This window comes from Arthrobacter sp. KUASC02, from assembly GCF_059739395.1.
This window is the reverse complement of the sequence record NZ_AP046053.1, coordinates 2,797,975-2,815,234: the sequence shown is the minus strand read 5'-3', so window position 1 is coordinate 2,815,234 and position 17,260 is coordinate 2,797,975. Positions and strand designations below refer to the sequence as shown.

Annotated in this window: 17 protein-coding genes; 7 read left to right on the top strand and 10 right to left on the bottom strand. The window is 63.1% G+C overall.

From position 1 onward, the window contains the following. Window positions 1-6 precede the first annotated feature (6 nt). Both AC6JAC_RS13055 and AC6JAC_RS13050 read right to left on the bottom strand, forming a co-directional pair. A complete protein-coding gene (locus tag AC6JAC_RS13055) occupies window positions 7-798 on the bottom strand; it encodes an amino acid ABC transporter ATP-binding protein (protein ID WP_081818868.1) in 792 nt (263 codons plus the stop codon). 134 nt (window positions 799-932) lie between these two features. Beyond that, window positions 933-2,294, bottom strand: coding sequence for a flavin monoamine oxidase family protein (locus AC6JAC_RS13050; protein ID WP_028270714.1), 1,362 nt, complete (start codon window positions 2,292-2,294; stop codon window positions 933-935). A gap of 157 nt (window positions 2,295-2,451) precedes the next feature. Between AC6JAC_RS13050 and AC6JAC_RS13045 the strand changes: the two genes are divergently transcribed. Together AC6JAC_RS13045 and AC6JAC_RS13040 are read left to right on the top strand one after the other, a co-directional pair. After that, window positions 2,452-3,816, top strand: a complete 1,365-nt coding sequence (locus AC6JAC_RS13045) for a GntR family transcriptional regulator (protein ID WP_081818867.1) — start codon at window positions 2,452-2,454, stop codon at window positions 3,814-3,816. Window positions 3,817-4,078: 262 nt separating this feature from the next. Then, complete coding sequence (locus AC6JAC_RS13040; protein ID WP_197024929.1) at window positions 4,079-4,324, top strand: response regulator transcription factor; 246 nt, start codon at window positions 4,079-4,081, stop codon at window positions 4,322-4,324. Window positions 4,325-4,493: 169 nt separating this feature from the next. Here AC6JAC_RS13040 and AC6JAC_RS13035 read toward each other — a convergent pair whose 3' ends face one another. The 4 genes from AC6JAC_RS13035 to AC6JAC_RS13020 all read right to left on the bottom strand — a co-directional run bounded on the left by AC6JAC_RS13035 (window position 4,494) and on the right by AC6JAC_RS13020 (window position 7,635). Continuing rightward, the gene (locus tag AC6JAC_RS13035) at window positions 4,494-5,261 is read right to left on the bottom strand and encodes a FadR/GntR family transcriptional regulator (protein ID WP_197024928.1); all 768 of its coding nucleotides are present in this window, start codon (window positions 5,259-5,261) and stop codon (window positions 4,494-4,496) included. A gap of 335 nt (window positions 5,262-5,596) precedes the next feature. Beyond that, window positions 5,597-6,364 carry an SCO1664 family protein gene (locus tag AC6JAC_RS13030; protein ID WP_028270712.1) on the bottom strand — a complete coding sequence of 256 codons (768 nt, stop codon included), beginning with the start codon at window positions 6,362-6,364 and terminating at the stop codon, window positions 5,597-5,599. Then, complete coding sequence (locus tag AC6JAC_RS13025; RefSeq protein WP_028270711.1) at window positions 6,364-6,918, bottom strand: DUF3090 domain-containing protein; 555 nt, start codon at window positions 6,916-6,918, stop codon at window positions 6,364-6,366. Before AC6JAC_RS13025 ends, AC6JAC_RS13030 begins: the two co-directional genes overlap by 1 nt. 24 nt (window positions 6,919-6,942) lie before the next feature. Then, complete coding sequence (locus AC6JAC_RS13020; protein ID WP_028270710.1) at window positions 6,943-7,635, bottom strand: MSMEG_4193 family putative phosphomutase; 693 nt, start codon at window positions 7,633-7,635, stop codon at window positions 6,943-6,945. 303 nt (window positions 7,636-7,938) lie between these two features. Here AC6JAC_RS13020 and AC6JAC_RS13015 point away from each other — a divergent pair, with 303 nt between their 5' ends. The 5 genes from AC6JAC_RS13015 (at window position 7,939) to rox (ending at window position 12,167) form a co-directional block, all read left to right on the top strand. Then, window positions 7,939-8,223: an ArsR/SmtB family transcription factor gene (locus tag AC6JAC_RS13015; RefSeq protein WP_028270709.1), complete on the top strand. Its 285-nt coding sequence runs from the start codon at window positions 7,939-7,941 to the stop codon at window positions 8,221-8,223. After that, complete coding sequence (locus AC6JAC_RS13010; RefSeq protein ID WP_028270708.1) at window positions 8,220-8,615, top strand: VOC family protein; 396 nt, start codon at window positions 8,220-8,222, stop codon at window positions 8,613-8,615. The genes AC6JAC_RS13015 and AC6JAC_RS13010 overlap by 4 nt, the downstream gene beginning before the upstream one ends. A 156-nt stretch (window positions 8,616-8,771) precedes the next feature. Next, window positions 8,772-9,251: a VOC family protein gene (locus tag AC6JAC_RS13005; protein WP_051628836.1), complete on the top strand. Its 480-nt coding sequence runs from the start codon at window positions 8,772-8,774 to the stop codon at window positions 9,249-9,251. 144 nt (window positions 9,252-9,395) lie between these two features. Next, a complete protein-coding gene (locus AC6JAC_RS13000; RefSeq protein ID WP_497966824.1) occupies window positions 9,396-10,196 on the top strand; it encodes an alpha/beta fold hydrolase in 801 nt (266 codons plus the stop codon). 516 nt (window positions 10,197-10,712) lie between these two features. After that, window positions 10,713-12,167 carry a rifampin monooxygenase gene (rox, locus tag AC6JAC_RS12995; RefSeq protein WP_497964990.1) on the top strand — a complete coding sequence of 485 codons (1,455 nt, stop codon included), beginning with the start codon at window positions 10,713-10,715 and terminating at the stop codon, window positions 12,165-12,167. A 6-nt stretch (window positions 12,168-12,173) separates the two neighbouring features. Here rox and AC6JAC_RS12990 read toward each other — a convergent pair whose 3' ends face one another. The 4 genes from AC6JAC_RS12990 to fdhA form a co-directional block, all read right to left on the bottom strand. After that, window positions 12,174-12,446, bottom strand: a complete 273-nt coding sequence (locus AC6JAC_RS12990) for a MoaD/ThiS family protein (protein ID WP_028270705.1) — start codon at window positions 12,444-12,446, stop codon at window positions 12,174-12,176. Between the two features lie 5 nt (window positions 12,447-12,451). Beyond that, window positions 12,452-13,579 carry a GTP 3',8-cyclase MoaA gene (moaA, locus tag AC6JAC_RS12985; protein ID WP_497964987.1) on the bottom strand — a complete coding sequence of 376 codons (1,128 nt, stop codon included), beginning with the start codon at window positions 13,577-13,579 and terminating at the stop codon, window positions 12,452-12,454. A 323-nt stretch (window positions 13,580-13,902) separates the two neighbouring features. After that, window positions 13,903-15,930, bottom strand: a complete 2,028-nt coding sequence (locus tag AC6JAC_RS12980) for a BCCT family transporter (protein ID WP_497964985.1) — start codon at window positions 15,928-15,930, stop codon at window positions 13,903-13,905. Between the two features lie 110 nt (window positions 15,931-16,040). Then, window positions 16,041-17,255 (bottom strand): formaldehyde dehydrogenase, glutathione-independent, encoded by a 1,215-nt coding sequence (gene fdhA / locus AC6JAC_RS12975; RefSeq protein ID WP_028272993.1) that lies wholly within the window; start codon window positions 17,253-17,255, stop codon window positions 16,041-16,043. Window positions 17,256-17,260: the final 5 nt, after the last annotated feature.

Below are 17,260 nucleotides of genomic sequence, written 5' to 3'. Positions count from 1 at the left end.
GCCGTCTCACCTGTCCAGCACGGCCTTGAGGAACTGCCGGGTGCGTTCGTTTTGCGGGTCCGACATCACCTGCTCGCTGGGTCCGATTTCGAGGACGCCGCCGTTGCCCATCACCATGATGCGGTTCGAGACGTCGCGGGCGAAGTGCATTTCGTGGGTAACCACTAGCATGGTCATGCCCTCGTCTGCGAGGTCCCGCATGACGGCGAGTACCTCCAGGCCGATCTCGGGATCCAGGGCGGAGGTTGGTTCGTCGAAGAGCATGACCTTGGGTGAGAGTGCCAGAGCCCGGGCGATGGCGATGCGTTGCTGTTGCCCTCCCGAGAGCCGGGCCGGGTACGCCATGGCCTTTTCAGGAAGTCCAACCCGCTTGAGCAACTTGTTGGCAACCTCCTCCGCCTGTTCTTTGCTTGAGCCCAGCACCTTTCGCTGGGGCAGGGTGATGTTCTCCATCACGGTCAGGTGAGGGAAGAGATTGAAGCTTTGGAACACCATTCCGGTGACTCGCCGGAGGTGGTCCAGGCTCGCCTTGTCCGGCAATTTTCCGCCGGCAACAACGTGGGCTCCGCCAATCGCGATCGTGCCTTCGCTGGGGGTTTCCAAGTAGTTCAGGCATCGTAAGAACGTGCTCTTGCCGGCGCCTGATGGGCCGATGATCGAGACTACTTCGCCTTCGGCCATAGAGAGATTTACATCCGACAAGACCTGGACGACTCCATATCGCTTGCCAAGCCCGGACACCTCGACCGTGCCGGAGAGCGCGGTTGGGGGAGCTTTTGTGCCAAAACTTAAGCCCATTTTTGGTTCCTTCGATTAACTGACGCATACAACCCGCACTCATGGACGGAGCGTTGATGTGAACTGGGCCGCAGGTGCTTGTGGCCCTAGTCACACCTAAAGCATACATCCTTGTATGATTAAGGCAATAGCTTTTACGATGATTGCGCGGTCGTACCTGTTGTTACGCCGGTGAGGATGTCGTGGCTGACGCGTCTGGCCTCCGAATACGCCCCATGCGTACCGGCCGTCTCGGAGGAGTAGTCGCCTGCAAAATGCAGCGTGCTGGCAACCGGAGCCTGGAGCAGCGGAAGAGCGGCGGCCCGGGTCGGTGTCAGCAACGAGAAGCAGTGCTGCCACGACTGGATGCTGGCCCCGAGGATGTGCCCCCGTAGTTGCGGTGCCACAGTCAGGAATTCCTCGATCCACTGTTCCAGGACGCCTGAGGTGGGGTCGTTGGCTTCCGGGATGTATCCGGCCGAATTGCCGTAGCAGACAAATTGGGCCTTTCCGTCCTTGCGTCCCGGCCTCGGATTGATTACCACGTCGAACATTCGCCCGGCGGTTGCGATGAACGACCAATCGTCAATGCCGGCCAGTTCCGGTGCGCTGATGTCCACAACAACGCCAAGCTCGGTGGAGCCGGGTGTCTGCACGGACTCCAGGGCCTGGCTCTTCCATTCCGGCAGCCGGACCATTCCGGCAATCCGTGGGGCAGGAACCGCCATAATCACGTGCCTCGCGGTCACATCCTGGGTTTCGATGGCGGGCCCCGAGCCTTCATCAGGCCCGGCCGCAGAGATTCTTGCGCTCCACAGTCCATCAACATCCTGGTGAATGAAGTCCACGCGGTGATGCATTCGCACCTCGGTGCTTTGCAGGGCGTTGGCTAGTGCGGCGGGAATGGCCTGCATGCCCTTCAGGCAGACCATCCGGTTCTTCTTCTCCCGCACCAGATAACTGGCAAAGTACCTTAAAGCGTAGGTCGCGCTTAGTTCTGAAGGATGAGCTACCGAGCCGCCCCGGATTGCTGCGGTGAGAATTTCCTGGACGTTTTGGGGTAGATCGCTGATTCGCGACTGGGCGGATTCTTCGCCAAAGCCCGGCGTGGCCGGACGAAGTTGTCCATCCACAGTGTTCGCGTAGTACTCCGAACTCGCCCGCTCGATGAACGCCCGGAGGCCGTTTCGCGACTCCTCGTCGAGCGGGAGTCGCTCAACCAGGTCATCGTGGTCGGTCGCTACGATGGTTGTGCCGTTGGTGTGGATCCCAAATGTCGTCGGTTCGAAGGGTTCCAGGGCTACGCCCAGTTCCACTGCCAACTCATGCGAAGCCGTGCCGGTGTACACGAACATGGCACCCATGTTGACCGGTTCCCCGTTGATGTCCACGGTCTTTGCACGCCCGCCAAGCCGGCCTGTTTCCTCCAGGATGATCACTTTCTGGCCTGCACGCTCAAGGTTGTAAGCGGCGGCCAGCCCGGCGGGGCCTCCACCAATGATGGCGACATCGTACATTTGCTCTCCTTTGGGAGTTGGTTGGGGTGCGGTCCGGGTGATCGATAGGACCCTTCGGTCTCCATGATTGGTCGCACCTTCGATGATGGGAATACCAACGCGGGGAAGTGGTGCAGTATTGAGTCTTTGAGTCAGGCCATGGGCCTAGACTTGCCGCATGGGAAGTGCAAGCGATCGCGCCGAACTCAAACGTGCCGTTTTGACGGCGCCACTCTGGATGCAATCAACCAAAAGTTCCAGTCGCCATGTTGCTGAAGCTGTCGGCCTGAGCCAATCGTTCGTGGCGCGGACCTGGCAGGAGTTCATGACGCCCGACCAAACAACCAAGTCGATTAGTGCCATGCTGGCGGAGCGGCAGATGGTGTTGGTTGGATTCGCCGTGGGACCGTCGGGCTCCTGCCTCGTCCTGAGTCCCTCCCGCGCGTCGCGTGCACGGTACCCGGCCGGTCTGTCAGCCAGCAGCAAGAGACGACTGCGGGCGGTGCTGGCTGCGGATCTGCTTCTGGGTGTCCCCCCGGATCGTGAAACCACGGGCCACAGCCAGGACCTTTGGATGTCGCTGGAATCCGCAGGGCATAGCCTTACCGAAGCCATTATTCTGGTGAGCGGCAGTTTTGCAGTACCCGCCGGCGCGAGGCCGGCAGCGCACCTGGCCGATGCGTGGCAATGGCAGAGGCTGCTAGCTGCCCTTGACCTCCTGCCGGAAGTGCCATCCGGGACGCTGTTGGCGGACCTGGAGGCGCGCATCCGCCGGTGGTTCCAAGGTGGGCGGACACCCTTCGCATGGACGGTTGATCGCAAAGAGTCCACCTCTATGGGTTCAAGTTCGGCCGAAGTCCTGCGGGCCGGGAATTTATTGGCCGAGGGTATTCTTTCGGTAATTCGCCAGGGGCTTGTCGACGGAACCTTCTCCGGCGAGAGCGAAATTTCGATGGGGGAATTGGGCCGTTTCCTGGGCGCACCCGTGCGGGACATTCGAGCTGCTGTTCGCGCGCTCACCGAGGATGGGTTGGTTACCGCCGCCAGGTCAGATTCCGTGGTGGTGCGAGTTCCTTCCCTTGATGACGTCGCGGAGACCTACATGGCCCGGCGTGCTTTGGGAGCGATCGTAGTTCGGGCGGCCAGTCGTTGGAGTCCCGAAGGGCGCTCCCGAGTCAGGAATCACCTGGATGAGCTGGGCGATTGTGCTCGGCGCAACGATATAACCCGGGCCCATTACCTGGATATGGATTTCCAAATCGCACTGTTTGAGGCATCAGGCCTGAACCGAATACCGGCAATGTTGGAGACGCTTACTAAGCAGGCATTCATGAACTTTGCAGTCCTCGGGGCACGATACGCATTTTCACCACAAACAATCCTTGAACAAAACACGGAAATCTTTGAATCGATCGATGCGGCGGATCTTCGAGGAGCCACCTTGAGTTGGCAGAACAAAATGGATGACAGCCTCAACTACATGGCCCAGCACATCGCCGCCATGAATGCTGTGAATCAGGGCAAAGGACTGAACCGAAGCTAACCCCTCGGGGAATTTCGCCCGTCATGGCGCTGGGCAAACGCGCCGAGGTCGTGGTCGATCACTCCATAACGGGCCTCTCGTGCCGCGAGTTCTGCCTCCGTTTCCACCACATGTTCCCGTTGCAGTTGAACGGCAGGCTGGAGCGCGGGCTCCGTGGGCCTTGCGGCGAATCCGAACGATGTTCTCCGCCGCCACTGCACTGCCCGTGTAGAGGACCAGCGTCTCAGGGCCGAGTCCCCCTTCGTGCACATGTCCCAAGGCCATGTCCGTTGTTCCTCGGCCACCGCACCGCAGCCGGCCCGGCGCTCACAAAGCGGGAACACGAGAATGCGGGTCTTGTCGCCGAGGTTGCAGCAACACGGACATCGCCGCCGAGCTTGTGGTCTCGCCACGCACGGCCGACGGCCATGTCGAGGGCATCCTTGCGAAGCTGGGTTTCACGTCGCGCACGCAGATAGCGGTCTGGCTCGCCGGCCAGACCGGGCCGGGACTAGTGGCTGCTCTCTGACCTGGCTCCTTGTAGCGGATTTCGGCTGTGACGCCCGGCAGCCCAAGGGGGCGGGAGCGCCGAAGTCGATGTAGGTGCCCACTGCCAGACCTCCCGTCCGCGAAGACCCCGTTGAGGCTGGAAGAGATGGCGTCAGCTCCGGTGAAGGGCCGCGTCCAGGGTGTACATGTCACGCACCTTCTTCCGGCCGCATGGTCAACCTAAGATGCTGCTCAATCAAGAATTCCATCTCGCTTCGGCTATGGCGCTCCGCAGCGCGGGCTGCAACATCCCCGTCCCGGCCCTTGATCGCCTCGACGATCGCCATATGCTGTTTGACCAGTTCGTCCGCGCTGCCCGAGTGATCCGGCATGCCCCACCATAGCGTCATAAGTTCGGCCTCAAGTTGGAGCGCCGCCGAGGTCAATCTGCTGGATTGCGCGGCGATACTGATGGCGACGTGAAACCGACTGTCCATGCGACGCCGGGCCCGTTCCTCCACGGTATTACTGTGGTGACCTACCAAGGCTTCCAAATGTTCAACATTCTGAGGATCTGCCCGTCTTGCGGCTAGTCGGGCAGACATTGCCGCGATGGCCGCACCGAGGTCCCCGAGGTCCCGGAGCGATTCCGTGCTTGTTTTTCTGAGCTTGTGCTGCAACTGACTGTCGGAAAGTTCTACTTGGCGGCGGATAACGCTCCCGCCGCTGCGGCCGCGGCTGGTTTCGATGAGGCCCTTGGCCCGGAGGGCGGCCAGGGACTGGCGAAGGGTGATCGGCGAGATGCCCAGTTCTCCGGCAAGGACGGATTCCGTTGGCAGCCGATCACCCTCGGTCAGAATGCCCATCAAGATTGCAGTCTCGATCTGGTAGGACACTTGTTCTGCGCGGCCCAGCCCTTCCGGTTCGCTGCCGCGCAACAGCAAGAGCAGGTCCAAAGCGCGAGTGGAGATAGCCATACTTTGCATCTAGGGGAACCGTCCTGCCACTCATCAACGGGAGCGGGCCGCAAGCACGCTTTCCTATTACATTGAATTTTTACATATTCAAAGTTGTTTCGTAAGCACCCAGCCCAGCTACTCGGACCAAACGTTTTCCTCACATAGGAAATGGGGTTTCGTGTGTCGACGACGCACGCTTGCGGTCCTCGGGTGGGCACAAACTGGTTTAGATGAGGCCTTCTGCGGGGGCTTTTGACGGCCGCGGCCGGACTCAAGAATGATGAGGGCCGTCGCTACCTCAAGTGACAGGCCATCAACGTGATACAGCCTGCGGAGCCGTGGCCTTAAGTCCCTTAGAACAGCGGCCAGGGTACCGCCGGCATCTCACCGCTCGGAGCCGGAAACCGCCCTGCCCGGCGCAACCGGGCGCAGCGCGCGGCGAGCGATGCAATTTCTTCGGCGCTGAGCAAGTCCGCCAGTTTTTGGCCCAGCCCACCGTGGAGTCCTTCACTGACACGATCGATGCCCTCGCGTTCCTCAGGGGTGAGGGCGTCTCCTATCCATCCCCACAGCACCGTGCGCAGCTTGTGGTCACGGTGAAAGGTGAGCCCATGGTCCACGCCGTGCCGGTGTCCGTCCGCCATGGCAAGAATGTGATCGCCCTTGCGGTCGGCGTTGTTGACCACCATGTCGAACACCGCCATGCGCCTGAGCGCCGGCGAGTCTTCGTGAACGAGGGCGACCATCCGTCCGGTCTCATCACGTCCCTCGAGGACTTGCTTCCAGCCCGTCTCCGGCACCTGGTCCGCCGCGACCAGGTTCACCGCGCTTTGGGCGGGGTCTTGCTCCTGCCAGAGCTGCACCATTCCTTCGCCCAGGGGACCATCGCGCAGCCAGGTGCGCGGCACGACGTCCCAGCCGAAGGCCTGCGAGACCAGGTAGGCGGCCACCTCCCGGTGAGCCAGGGCGCCGTGGGGAAAATCCCACAGCGGACTTTCGCCAGCTATCGGCTTATAGACGACCATCACGTCGCCGATGTTCCCCAAAAAGGTGGCGTTTGACGCCGTCGTGATGCGGCCGGTGAGCGTCAGCTCGGCGGTCACGAGGTCCGGCGCCGGCATCAGACCTCGGGAAAGGTGCAGGTGTGTCCGTCGGCGTCTATGGGGTAACCGCAGAGCGGGCACGCCGGACGCCCTGCGCCCACAATCTCCCGGGTCCGCTTGGCGAATGCGCGGGCCGTGCCGACCGGCATTCGCACCAGCAGCATTTCGGGCTCGTCAGCGCCGTCATCATTTAGCGATTCGTCGTTGTCATCGGCATCGACATCGGTGATGGGGTAGGCCTCTATTACGACCTGGGCAGTGGTTGGGTCCCAACCTAGGCTTATGGCGCCGGTACGGAACTGCTCCTGAACGGCCTCGAGCTGGTCATTGTCGACAAGTTCAATGGGAGTGCTTGTGGGAACGCTGAAGGGGTTGCCCTCGACCGTGATGAGCTGGTCGAGAATTTCGTCGATCTTCTCTGCGAGCAGGGCCGACTGCTGCTTCTCCAGGGCAATACTCACGATTTGCTTACCGGCGCGCACCTGCAGGTAGAACGTGCGCGCCCCCGGAAGGCCAATGGTGCCGACGACGACCCGATCAGGCCAGGCAAACTCGTGAACACGTGTAGGCATGTCAGTATTCTAGGCACATAAGGTTCATGGCGCCTTCTGTCCTGCACCGCCGCCCACCGGCGCATCGCCAGAGTGGATGCCTGTCGACAGCCACGACAGATCACCCGCGTCGGTGTTGGTCGCGTAGACGCTCGGCCGACTAGCGCCGTAGCTCACGATCGATACGGAAGCTGGGCCCACGTGAATTCGCTGGAACAGGTCAAGGTGCATGCCGAGCGCGTCGGCGAGGATTGACTTGATGATGTCGCCGTGACTCACCGCGACCCACACAGCCCCCGGCCCGTACTCGGCTTCGAACGCTGCATCGTGGCGTCGAATCGCTGCCACAGCCCGAGCCTGCATCGCGGCCATGGATTCACCGCCGGGAAAGACGACGGCGGACGGTTGCGACTGCACAACCGGCCACAAATCCTCGGTCGCGAGATCACTGAGCGTGCGGCCTTGCCACTGGCCGTAATCGCACTCGGTGAGATCGAGATCGACCGGCGCGTACGGCGTGCCTGCCTGGCGGTCGAGGATGAGTTGGGCGGTCTGCTGACAACGCTCAAGAGGGCTCGACACCACCCCGACCACGGGCACGGCCGCGAGCCGGTCCCCGGTCAGAGCCGCCTGTTCGAGCCCGATCTGGTCCAGGCTGACGCCGACGGCCCGCCCGGCCAGCAGTCCAGAGGCATTGGCTGTGGTGCGGCCGTGCCGCACGAGAATAACTGTCGCCATGCACCCAGCCTAACCACAGGCTCGATGGGTGTGTGAACCGTACCGGGGCGCCCGTCGAACAGGGAAATGTTCACGTGAGGGCCCCTCGGCGGGCGACATGAGCGGTTCCGGCTGGGGAGGTGTTCTCTGCTTTTCAGTCGCTTCCCTGTGGCCTTCACGATGTGGTCAGGGTCAGCTCCCGTCCTGCATGCCTTCCTGGGTTTCCGTTCCTTGCAGTGGCTCTGGGCGGCCCTCTGTGTGGCATGGCCCTTTGTCATTTTCAGGGCGTTGATAGGCAAGTCAAGACTTGCCTATAGTGGTTCCATGGTCGATGTCTTCCGAGCTCTCGACGATGAGACAAGACGTCTCGTCCTCGATGAACTTCTAGCGCACGACGGCCAAACCCTGTTCGAGATTTGTTCCGCGCTCACGATGGGGCACGGCATCAGCCTCACGCGACAGGCGATCTCGCAACACCTAGGCGTGCTCGAGTCGGCCGGCCTCGTGGTGACGGAGAGGCGAGGACGTTCCAAGTTCCACTACTTCAACCCAGGGCCACTCGCCGAGATCAGGGAGCGATGGCCCACCAGAAAGAGGACCGAAAAATGAAAATTGCCCTAACGAGCCTATTCGTCGACGATCAGCGAGCAGCCCTTGCCTTCTACACCGAGGTGCTCGGCTTCACGAAGCGCCATGACATCCCCCTCGGTGACAACTTCTGGCTCACCGTCGTGTCGCCCGACTCGCCTGACGGTCCGGAGCTGCTTCTGGAGCCCTCGAGCCACCCTGCCGTGAAGCCTTATCGGGATGCCCTTGTCGAAGACGGCATCCCACTCGCTCAATTCGCCGTCGACGACATCGAGGCCGAGCACGCCAGGCTGACCAGCAAGGGCGTGGTGTTCACACAGCCACCGACTGACATCGGCACCGCTGTTGTGGCCGTCTTTGATGACACCTGCGGCAACCTCATCCAGCTCATCGAAATGAAGCCGGCCACCTGATCTGATCGCGGAGCTGTCGCCAGCACGCGAATCTCCTTGGACCGCCCGGCACATCATGAGCAAGCGGACCACCGGCCCAAGCGGCTCCGGAGCTGACGGGGGCATCAGGAGAAGGTCAATGGCATAGTTGTTCCATCCGAAACGGAAGGCGGCCCGGTGTCCTATCCATTCCAGCTGACCTTTGACTGCCATGACATCGAGACAATGGCGCGGTTTTGGACGGTGGCCCTCAGCTATGACCTCCAGGAACCGCCGGAAGGATTTTCGAGCTGGGCGGAATTTGCCACGAACCAAGGCATCCCGGAGGAGCTGTGGCGTGTTGCTCTCGTCGACCCTGCCGGCAAAGGCCCCCGCCTGTTCTTTCAGCCGGTTCCCGAAGGAAAAAGGCGAAGAACCGGGTACATCTGGACATCAGCGTCAGCCAGGGCGGCGGGTCACAGTGGGAGGGACGCCGACTTGCCCTCGCCCACGCCGATCGCTGTGTGGAGGCACGCTGACGGACTCGACGCGGCAATGAGGAAGAACGTTAGAGGCAAGGAACGCTGGTTCAGGCTCGCCTTGGTCGAGCGGTTGCTTGCGGGCGAGTCCGCCCCGTTTCTGGCAGTGCAGGCCGCTTTGGCCCGCGGGGTCGAATAGCGCCGTCGGCTTTCCGGGCGGGCCAGCTGTCGAAAGTGCTGGCCGCGGCACCGCGTGCAGTGTCAGGATGGGAGACACGACAGACGCGCAGGCCAGAGGAGGCTCGTGGATGACTGAGGAAACGACAGCCGCACCCGAAACGGGATACGCGTCGGTGAACGGGCTCCGGATGTACTACGAGCTGCACGGCGACGGCGGCACGCCCCTGTTGCTCCTGCACGGCGGGCTCTTCGACATCGAGCTGCAGTTCGGCGCGCTGATCCCGAGCCTGTCAGCCGGGCGCCGCGTGATCGCGACGGATTTCCAAGGGCACGGACGCACCAACGAACCGACCGGCCGCTGGGCACTGCCGATCTGGCATCCGATGTCATCGGGCTTCTTGAGCACCTCGGGGTCGGGAACGTCGACGTGTTCGGTTTCAGCGTCGGCGGTGCGGTCGCGCTTGATCTTGCCATCCGCCACCCGGGACTCGTTCGCAAGCTCATCGTGTCGTCGGTGTCGTTCCGGCCAGAGGGTGACCGTGGCGGCAACGCCGAAGCGGTTGCGGAGCTGACGGTGGACATGATCGCGGGAACCCCGATGGAGAAACGCTACCTCGCCGTGTCGCCGCATCCCGACCGCCAGCACCTGCAGGGTCTGCTCGACAAACTCGCACGCTACGGCGCGGGGGAGAGTGGATGGAGCGACGACGAAATCCGCGGAATCGCGGCCCCGACACTCTTTACGGTCGGCGACTGCGACATGGTTAAGCTCGAGCACGCGGTGAAGTTCCTCCAACTGCGCGGGGGAGACGTGAACGGGGACTTCGAGGGCGTGCCTGCATCGCAGCATGCGGTGTTCCCTGGCACAACCCATTTCTTCGGGCTCGCCCGGACTGAACTCGTGCGCGACGTCGTGATCACTTTCCTCGATGCACCCGCGCCAACCGGCTGGGCCGATCGGTGAGGGCTGCGCCACGAACGTTGGCAGAGTCTCCGCACCCCGCCCGGACTGCCTCTTAGGAGGGGCGGCCCACCTTCGACACCCGCCAAGAGCTCCTTCCGAGGCCCGCGACCTGGGACATATGGTCGCAGCGCTGGAAGGGCCAGTGCCCGAGCCGGATCAGCCGGCCACGGATTGGCGGCCAACCAGGGGGCAGGCGAAGTCAGATCTACGTCGGGCTCCGGGGAACCTCCGGGAATCAGCGCCGGCGGACCCACAACATTTGTCAGCGGTCCCGCGTGCTGTGCTCGGCGGGTGTGCTGTCCCGTGCGTTCCCGAGGCGTCCTAGGGTCTTCGCAAGTCAGCACATACAAATGGCAAGGGGAATATATCTCCTTTCCATTTTCAGAATACAGCGCGCCGGGGGGCTTGCCGCAAGGCCCCTCACATCGACGAAAATGGTTGGCCGCGGCAAGAAAATCTTGCGGAAATGCGGACTGCATTGGGCCGTTCAGCGCGGGAAAATGATTTGGGGTTTATATGTTCGACGTGATCATTAGCGGCGGCGGGCCGACAGGGATGATGCTGGCCAGCGAGCTGCGACTCCACGACGTGGACGTGCTCGTGCTGGAGAAGGATGCGGAGCCAGGAACCGCCGTCCGTTCGCTCGGCCTGCATCCGCGCAGCATCGAGATCATGGACCAGCGCGGGCTACTGGAAAGGTTCCTCGCACACGGGCAGCAGTATCCCGGTGTTGGCGGCTTTGCCGCGATCGACAAACCCCGAACGGCGAACCTGGACACAGCACACGCTTATGTCCTCGGCATCCCCCAGCCGGTCACCGACCGCCTGCTGGCCGAGCGCGCCGGCGAGCTCGGCGCCCAGATCCGCCGCGGCTGCGAGGTGACGGGTGTTGAACAGGACAGGGACGGGGTGAACGTCGGGCTCGGCGACGGCACACAGTTGCGCTCACGCTGGCTGGTCGGGTGCGACGGCGGACGCAGCCTGGTGCGCAGAATACTCGGCATCGGCTTCCCCGGCGAGCCCGCCAAGACCGAGTGGCTCCTCGGCGAGGTGGAGGTGACCACGCCGCCGGACGAGCTCGCGGAGGTGGCGGGCGAGGTACGAAAGACCCACAAGGGGTTCGGCATCGGCCCCACCGCAAACGGCCTGTACCGAGCCGTCGTGCCGGCGGCGACGGTGGCCGAGGACCGTTCGGTCCCGCCCACACTGGAAGAGTTCCGGACGCAGCTGCGGGCGTATGCGGGAACCGACTTCGGCGCCCACTCACCACGCTCGCTGTCCAGGTTCAGCGACGCCACCCGGCTTGCCGAACGATATCGAGTGGGCCGGGTCCTACTCGCTGGCGACGCAGCGCACATCCACCCGCCCTTGGGAGGGCAGGGTCTGAACCTCGGCATCCAGGACGCCTTCAACCTCGGATGGAAACTCGCTGCCGAGGTCAACGGGTGGGCACCGGAAGGGCTGCTGGACAGCTACTACACCGAGCGTCACCCCGTCGCCGAAGACGTGCTGACCATCACCCGCGCCCAAAGCGAGCTGCTCTCCACCGAACCCGGCCCGCAGGCTGTGCGCCGGCTGCTGACCGAGCTGATGGACTTCGAGGACGTCCGCCAATTCCTGGCCGAGAAGATCACCGCGATCGGGATCCGCTACAACTTCGGTGAAGGGCCCGAGATGCTCGGCAAACGGCTGCGCGACATCCCGCTCTCACGGGGCCGTCTCTACGAGCTGACCCGCGAAGGCCGCGGGCTCCTACTGGACCAGACCGGAAAACTCTCCGTGACGGGATGGACGGACCGGATCGACCACGTCGCGGACGTCAGCGGAGAACTGGACGCACCCGCGGTCCTGCTCCGACCGGACGGCCACGTCGCCTGGATCGGCGAAGACCAGAACGACCTGCTCCACCACCTGCCGACATGGTTCGGAGCCCCCTCGGAGGACGCAGGGAGGATGTCGCCGGGAGGATGAGGTGCACTAACCGCCAGCGAAGGGCGGCAGCACGTCCACCACATCTCCCGCACTAAGCGCCGCACCGCGGTCCCGCAGTGCGACCTCGTTCCGTAAGAACGTGCTCCGGGTGATGACCTCAGCCAGCGAAAGAGCGGGGCCAGCCGCTCCCGCCATTCCGCGGTCGACGGTCAGCATGACTGCGATGAGTCCGTCCAGGGTGGTGCCGTCGGGAACATCGAGGTGTTCCTCTTCGACGCCTGCCGCTGCGCAGGCGGCGGCAAAATATCGAACGAGCATTCGTCTTATCCTCCGATGGCGCTCATGCTGCGGTCAGGCTGCACAAAGTCTTCAGTTCCAAGACCAGCGTGGTCCATGCCGTGCGCTCGCGGCTTCTTCCACATGGCATCCTGCCAAAGGTGCATGAGTTCGTCGTCCTCCGCACCAGCCCGCAGGAGCGCCAGGATGTCGAACTCCTCCCGTGAAAACAGACAGCTCATGATCTTTCCCTCAGCCGTGACGCGGGTACGCCGGCAGTCCGAACAAAAGGGTTCGCTGACTGAGGCAATGATCCCTACGGTTCCCAGAACAGTTCCGGACGCTTCGCCGGTAGCCGCGTGCCGTCGTCGTACTTCAAACCGTTCGGCCGGCGCGCCGTCCCGCTGGCGGCGATCCCGTTCCAGGACAAACTCTGCGGACAGCAGGGCGCGTATCTCAGGGGCCGTGATCATCCCGTGCTCAGTCCAGCCGCGTTGCGCGTCCAGCGGCATTTGTTCGATGAAGCGCAGCTCAATGTCTCGCTGCAAGGCCCACTCCAACAACTCCGGGGCTTCCTGGTCGTTGACACCGCGCATCAGCACTGCGTTGATCTTGACCGGTCCAAGGCCCGCAGCGCGGGCTGCCTCGACGCCGGCGAGCACTTTACCGAGGAACGGGCGCCGGGTCAGTTGGCTGAAAACCTCCTCATGCAGGGAGTCTAGGGAAACATTGACCCGGGTAAGCCCGGCCTCCTTGAGCGCCTCCGCCTTCTTATCGAGCCCGACGCCGTTGGTGGTCATGGAGATGGGGAGCTCGGGATGACGCGCCCGAAGTGTGGCGATGACCTCGACGAGGTCCGGTCTGACCAGAGGCTCTCCTCCAGTGATTCGGAGTTCCCTCACACCCAGTCGCTCGACGCCGATGCCCACGATTCTCTCGATCTCACCTGCTGTCATGACGGCTTCCTTCGGCAGCCATTGCATGCCATCCGCCGGCATGCAGTAGGTGCACCGGAGGTTGCATTTGTCTGTCACGGACAGCCGCATGTCGGTTGCTTGGCGGCCAAAACGGTCCAGCAACTTCGAAGGCAGTCCGGCCGGCCGTGATGTAGGCGCGGGCCCCTGGCTATTGTTCCTGGCCAGGCGCAGTACTGGGATGCCCAGTTGAATGGTCATGGGTATATGGCTGATGCGGTGTGGCCGGTGCAGCCGCCGTCAGCGGGAACCGAGGTCGCTGTCAATATACGAGCCGGGGCGGTTGTCGTTGTCGTGGCGGCAGTTGCAGCCCCCATCCAGCTGCAGCCGAACGGTCACTGGACTTGAGGACTGCAACTGGATATCCACAAACTCCTTCCCGTGGCTGCTGATCCGGAGAGTCTGTTCTTGGTCGTGGAGCTGGGACATGTAGATAACCTTTGCTGTGCGTTGGAGGTGGGTGTGCCCGGGTGGCACGGGCCAGGAAGCCGCGTGCCACCCGGCGGTTGGGACTGGTGGTGGTTTTAGTTGTTGTTGGGGTTTGTGTGGCGGGTCTGGACGGTGGGGATGCTGCCGGTGTGGGTGCCGCCTTGGTGGGAGTCGGGGTCCGGGCAGGTGTCGGCGCAGTCGTGTTTTGTGACGAGGTCGAATTGGATGCCGCCGTGTTGTTCTACGCCGGTGCGTATGGCGCGTTCGACGACGGATGTGGCCAGGCGTCGTCGGAGGGAGAGGGGGTCGCGTCGGAGGTCTTTGGTGAGGGCGAAGCAGAGCAGGAGCATGACGATGATGAAGGGTAGTGCTGCGACGATGGTGATGCGTTGGAGGCCGGCCAGGGCTTCGGAGGGTTCGTCGCCGCCGGCGAGCAGCATGACTGCTGCCACGGCGCCGGTGAGGGTGCCCCAGAAGATCACTACTCCGCGGCGGGGGTGTTCGGCGCCGTTGGAGCTAAGTGATCCCATCACGATGGATGCGGCGTCGGCGCCGGTGATGAAAAAGATTGCTACCAGGATCATGGCCAGCACGATGACGGCGGCGGTGAGCCAGCCGGGCATGCCAAGGTTTTTGACCAGGTCGAAGAGTGCGCCGTCGAAGTTCACGGACGGGACGCCGTTGACTGTTGTTACCAGTCCGGGGGTGCCTGTTTTATCGGCTTCCTGTTGGACGTGGAAAGCGGCTCCGCCGAAGATGCCGAACCAGATGACGCTGACGACGCTGGGGACCAGCAGGACGCCGGTGACGAACTGGCGGATGGTGCGGCCGCGGCTGATGCGGGCGATGAAGAGTCCGACGAAGGGCGTCCAGGAGATCCACCAGGCCCAGTAGAAGATGGTCCAGCTGGTCATCCAGCTTCGTAGGGCCTCATCGCCGACTGCTTCGGTTCGGGAGGACATTTCGGCCAGGTCGCGGGCGTAGTCGCCGACGGCGGAGGGGATCAGGTTGAGGATGAACAGGGTGGGGCCGGCTACGAAGACGATGAGTGCCAGGACGACGGCCAGGACCATGTTGATGTTGGAGAGCCACTGGATGCCGCGGCTGATGCCGGAGACGGCCGAGGCGACGAAGCATAGGGTCAGGACGGCGACGATTGCTACGAGCACGGGGGTGCCGATTTCGCCGAACCAGCCGTTGGAGGTCATGCCGCTGCCGATCTGCAGGGCGCCCAGGCCCAGGGATGCGGCGGTGCCGAACAGGGTGGCGAAAATGGCCAGGATGTTGATGAACTTCCCGATGGGCCCTTCGACCCTCCTGACGCCGAAGAGTGAGGTGAAGGCGACAGAGATCAGTTGCCTGCGGCCCAGGCGGTAGGTGCCGTAGGCCATGGCGATGCCTACGACTGCGTACATGGCCCAGGGGTGCAGTGTCCAGTGGAAGATGGAGGTTGCCATGGCGGTCTGGATGGCTTCGGGGGTCCGTCCGTTCACGGTTCCGGGCGGGGGAGAGATGTAGTGGTAGAGCGGTTCGGCTACACCGTAGAACATCAGGCCGATGCCCATGCCGGCGGCGAACATCATCGCGACCCAGGAAACGGTACGGAATTCGGGTTTTTCGCCGTCTTTGCCCAGCGGGATGTTGCCGAACTTGCCCAGGGCGAGCCAGAGGACAAAGACGACGAAGAGCGAGGCCAGGAGCATGAACAGCCAGCCGGTGTATTCCATGACCCAGTTCAGGGCAACGGTCGAGGACGAGGCGAGGCTGTCGCGGCCGACAAATCCCCAGACCACAAAGGCGACGGCGATGGCGCCGGTGATCCCGAAGGTGACCTTGTCGAGAACGAGCTTATGGTTCCGGCGTGCCGAAACGGCTTGCTCGGTCCTGGCAGAACGAAGCTCGCCCAGGATCTGTTCGTATTCCTCAGAATCCGGCAGGCCCCCCACGGCTCCGTCCACCGGATCGAGGACTGCAGGGCTGGTGCCTTCACCCGCAGGGACATCCAGGACTGTTGTGGTGTTTCGCGTACCTTCGGGCTGTTCGTTGGGGGGAGTTGCTGCGAAAGAGCTATCGGCAGGCGACTCTTCGGGGGTGGAGAATTTTAAGTCACGGCTTGTAGCCATGAGCGAATCCTTTGCTCGGGGTTGATGGGCATGCGGTTAAACATGGCCTTGAGTGGGAGGAAGCCCCCAAGCCTCCAGTCGATCGGCACGGATCAGCACAATTCCTCGGATTAGTTACTGAGGTAGCCGTTCGGGTCCAGGACGTACTTCGTGGCGGCTCCGGCATCGAATTCCGCGTAGCCCCGAGGGGCATCCTGGAGTGAAATGGCCGTGGCATTGACTGCCTTGGCGATCTGGATCCTGTCATGCAGGATCGCCATCATCAGCTGCCGGTTGTATTTCATCACCGGGCATTGGCCGGTCGCGAAGGAAAGGGACTTCGCCCAGCCGGTGCCCAGGGACAGGGATAGGCTGCCTTTCTGGGCTGCTGCGTCCGCGGCACCCGGGTCCCCGGTGACATATAGGCCGGGAATGCCCAGGGACCCGCCGGCAGCCGTGAGGTCCATCAGCGAATTGAGCACGGCGGCGGGCGCCTCCTGGGCCCCGGCACCGTGTCCTCGGGCCTCGAAACCGACCGCGTCGATACCGGCATCGACCTCCCGGACGCCGAGAAGCTGCTCGATCTGGTCTGCCGGATCGCCCATGGTCACATTGACGGTTTCGCAGCCAAAGGATCGGGCCTGGGCCAGGCGGTCCTCATTGAGATCCCCCACGATGACCACGGCGGCCCCCAGCAGCTGCGCGCTGGCCGCCGCGGCAAGCCCTACGGGACCGGCCCCGGCAACATAGACGGTGGACCCGACGCCGACACCTGCCGTGACGGCCCCGTGGAAACCGGTCGGGAGGATGTCCGAGAGCATGGTCAGGTCCATGATCTTTTCCAAAGCTTGGTCCCGATCAGGGAACCGCAACAGGTTCCAGTCCGCGTACGGGACCAGGACATACTCCGCCTGCCCGCCGACCCATCCGCCCATGTCAACATAGCCGTAGGCGGACCCGGGGCGGTCCGGGTTCACGTTCAGGCAGATTCCGGTCTTGCCTTCCTTGCAGTTCCGGCAGCGCCCACAGGAGATATTGAAGGGGACCGAGACGATGTCCCCGACCTTGATGAACTCGACGTCGGGCCCGGTCTCGATGACTTCCCCGGTGATCTCGTGCCCCAGGACGAGACCGGCCGGGGCGGTCGTGCGGCCACGAACCATGTGCTGGTCCGAACCGCAGATGTTGGTGCTCACGGTGCGCAGGATGACCCCGTGCGGGACCTTCCGGCCGACATTGACGGGATTGACGCCGGGTCCGGCCTGCAGTTCAAAGGTGGGAAACGGGGTATCGATGATTTCCACGATCCCCGGTGCCTTGTATGCAACGGCTTTGTTACCTGACATTGAAT

Bases quoted from the DNA above. Each gene is read 5' to 3' on its own strand.
- AC6JAC_RS13025 (WP_028270711.1), bottom strand. From the start codon at position 6,918: ATGCCTACACGTGTTCACGAGTTTGCCTGGCCTGATCGGGTCGTCGTC.
- AC6JAC_RS13015 (WP_028270709.1), top strand. From the start codon at position 7,939: ATGGTCGATGTCTTCCGAGCTCTCGACGATGAGACAAGACGTCTCGTC.
- AC6JAC_RS13010 (WP_028270708.1), top strand. From the start codon at position 8,220: ATGAAAATTGCCCTAACGAGCCTATTCGTCGACGATCAGCGAGCAGCC.
- AC6JAC_RS13055 (WP_081818868.1), bottom strand. From the start codon at position 798: ATGGGCTTAAGTTTTGGCACAAAAGCTCCCCCAACCGCGCTCTCCGGC.
- AC6JAC_RS13030 (WP_028270712.1), bottom strand. From the start codon at position 6,364: ATGCCGGCGCCGGACCTCGTGACCGCCGAGCTGACGCTCACCGGCCGC.
- AC6JAC_RS13045 (WP_081818867.1), top strand. From the start codon at position 2,452: ATGGGAAGTGCAAGCGATCGCGCCGAACTCAAACGTGCCGTTTTGACG.
- AC6JAC_RS13040 (WP_197024929.1), top strand. From the start codon at position 4,079: ATGTCCGTTGTTCCTCGGCCACCGCACCGCAGCCGGCCCGGCGCTCAC.
- rox (WP_497964990.1), top strand. From the start codon at position 10,713: ATGTTCGACGTGATCATTAGCGGCGGCGGGCCGACAGGGATGATGCTG.
- fdhA (WP_028272993.1), bottom strand. From the start codon at position 17,255: ATGTCAGGTAACAAAGCCGTTGCATACAAGGCACCGGGGATCGTGGAA.
- AC6JAC_RS12990 (WP_028270705.1), bottom strand. From the start codon at position 12,446: ATGCTCGTTCGATATTTTGCCGCCGCCTGCGCAGCGGCAGGCGTCGAA.
- AC6JAC_RS13020 (WP_028270710.1), bottom strand. From the start codon at position 7,635: ATGGCGACAGTTATTCTCGTGCGGCACGGCCGCACCACAGCCAATGCC.
- AC6JAC_RS13050 (WP_028270714.1), bottom strand. From the start codon at position 2,294: ATGTACGATGTCGCCATCATTGGTGGAGGCCCCGCCGGGCTGGCCGCC.
- AC6JAC_RS12980 (WP_497964985.1), bottom strand. From the start codon at position 15,930: ATGGCTACAAGCCGTGACTTAAAATTCTCCACCCCCGAAGAGTCGCCT.
- moaA (WP_497964987.1), bottom strand. From the start codon at position 13,579: ATGACCATTCAACTGGGCATCCCAGTACTGCGCCTGGCCAGGAACAAT.
- AC6JAC_RS13035 (WP_197024928.1), bottom strand. From the start codon at position 5,261: ATGGCTATCTCCACTCGCGCTTTGGACCTGCTCTTGCTGTTGCGCGGC.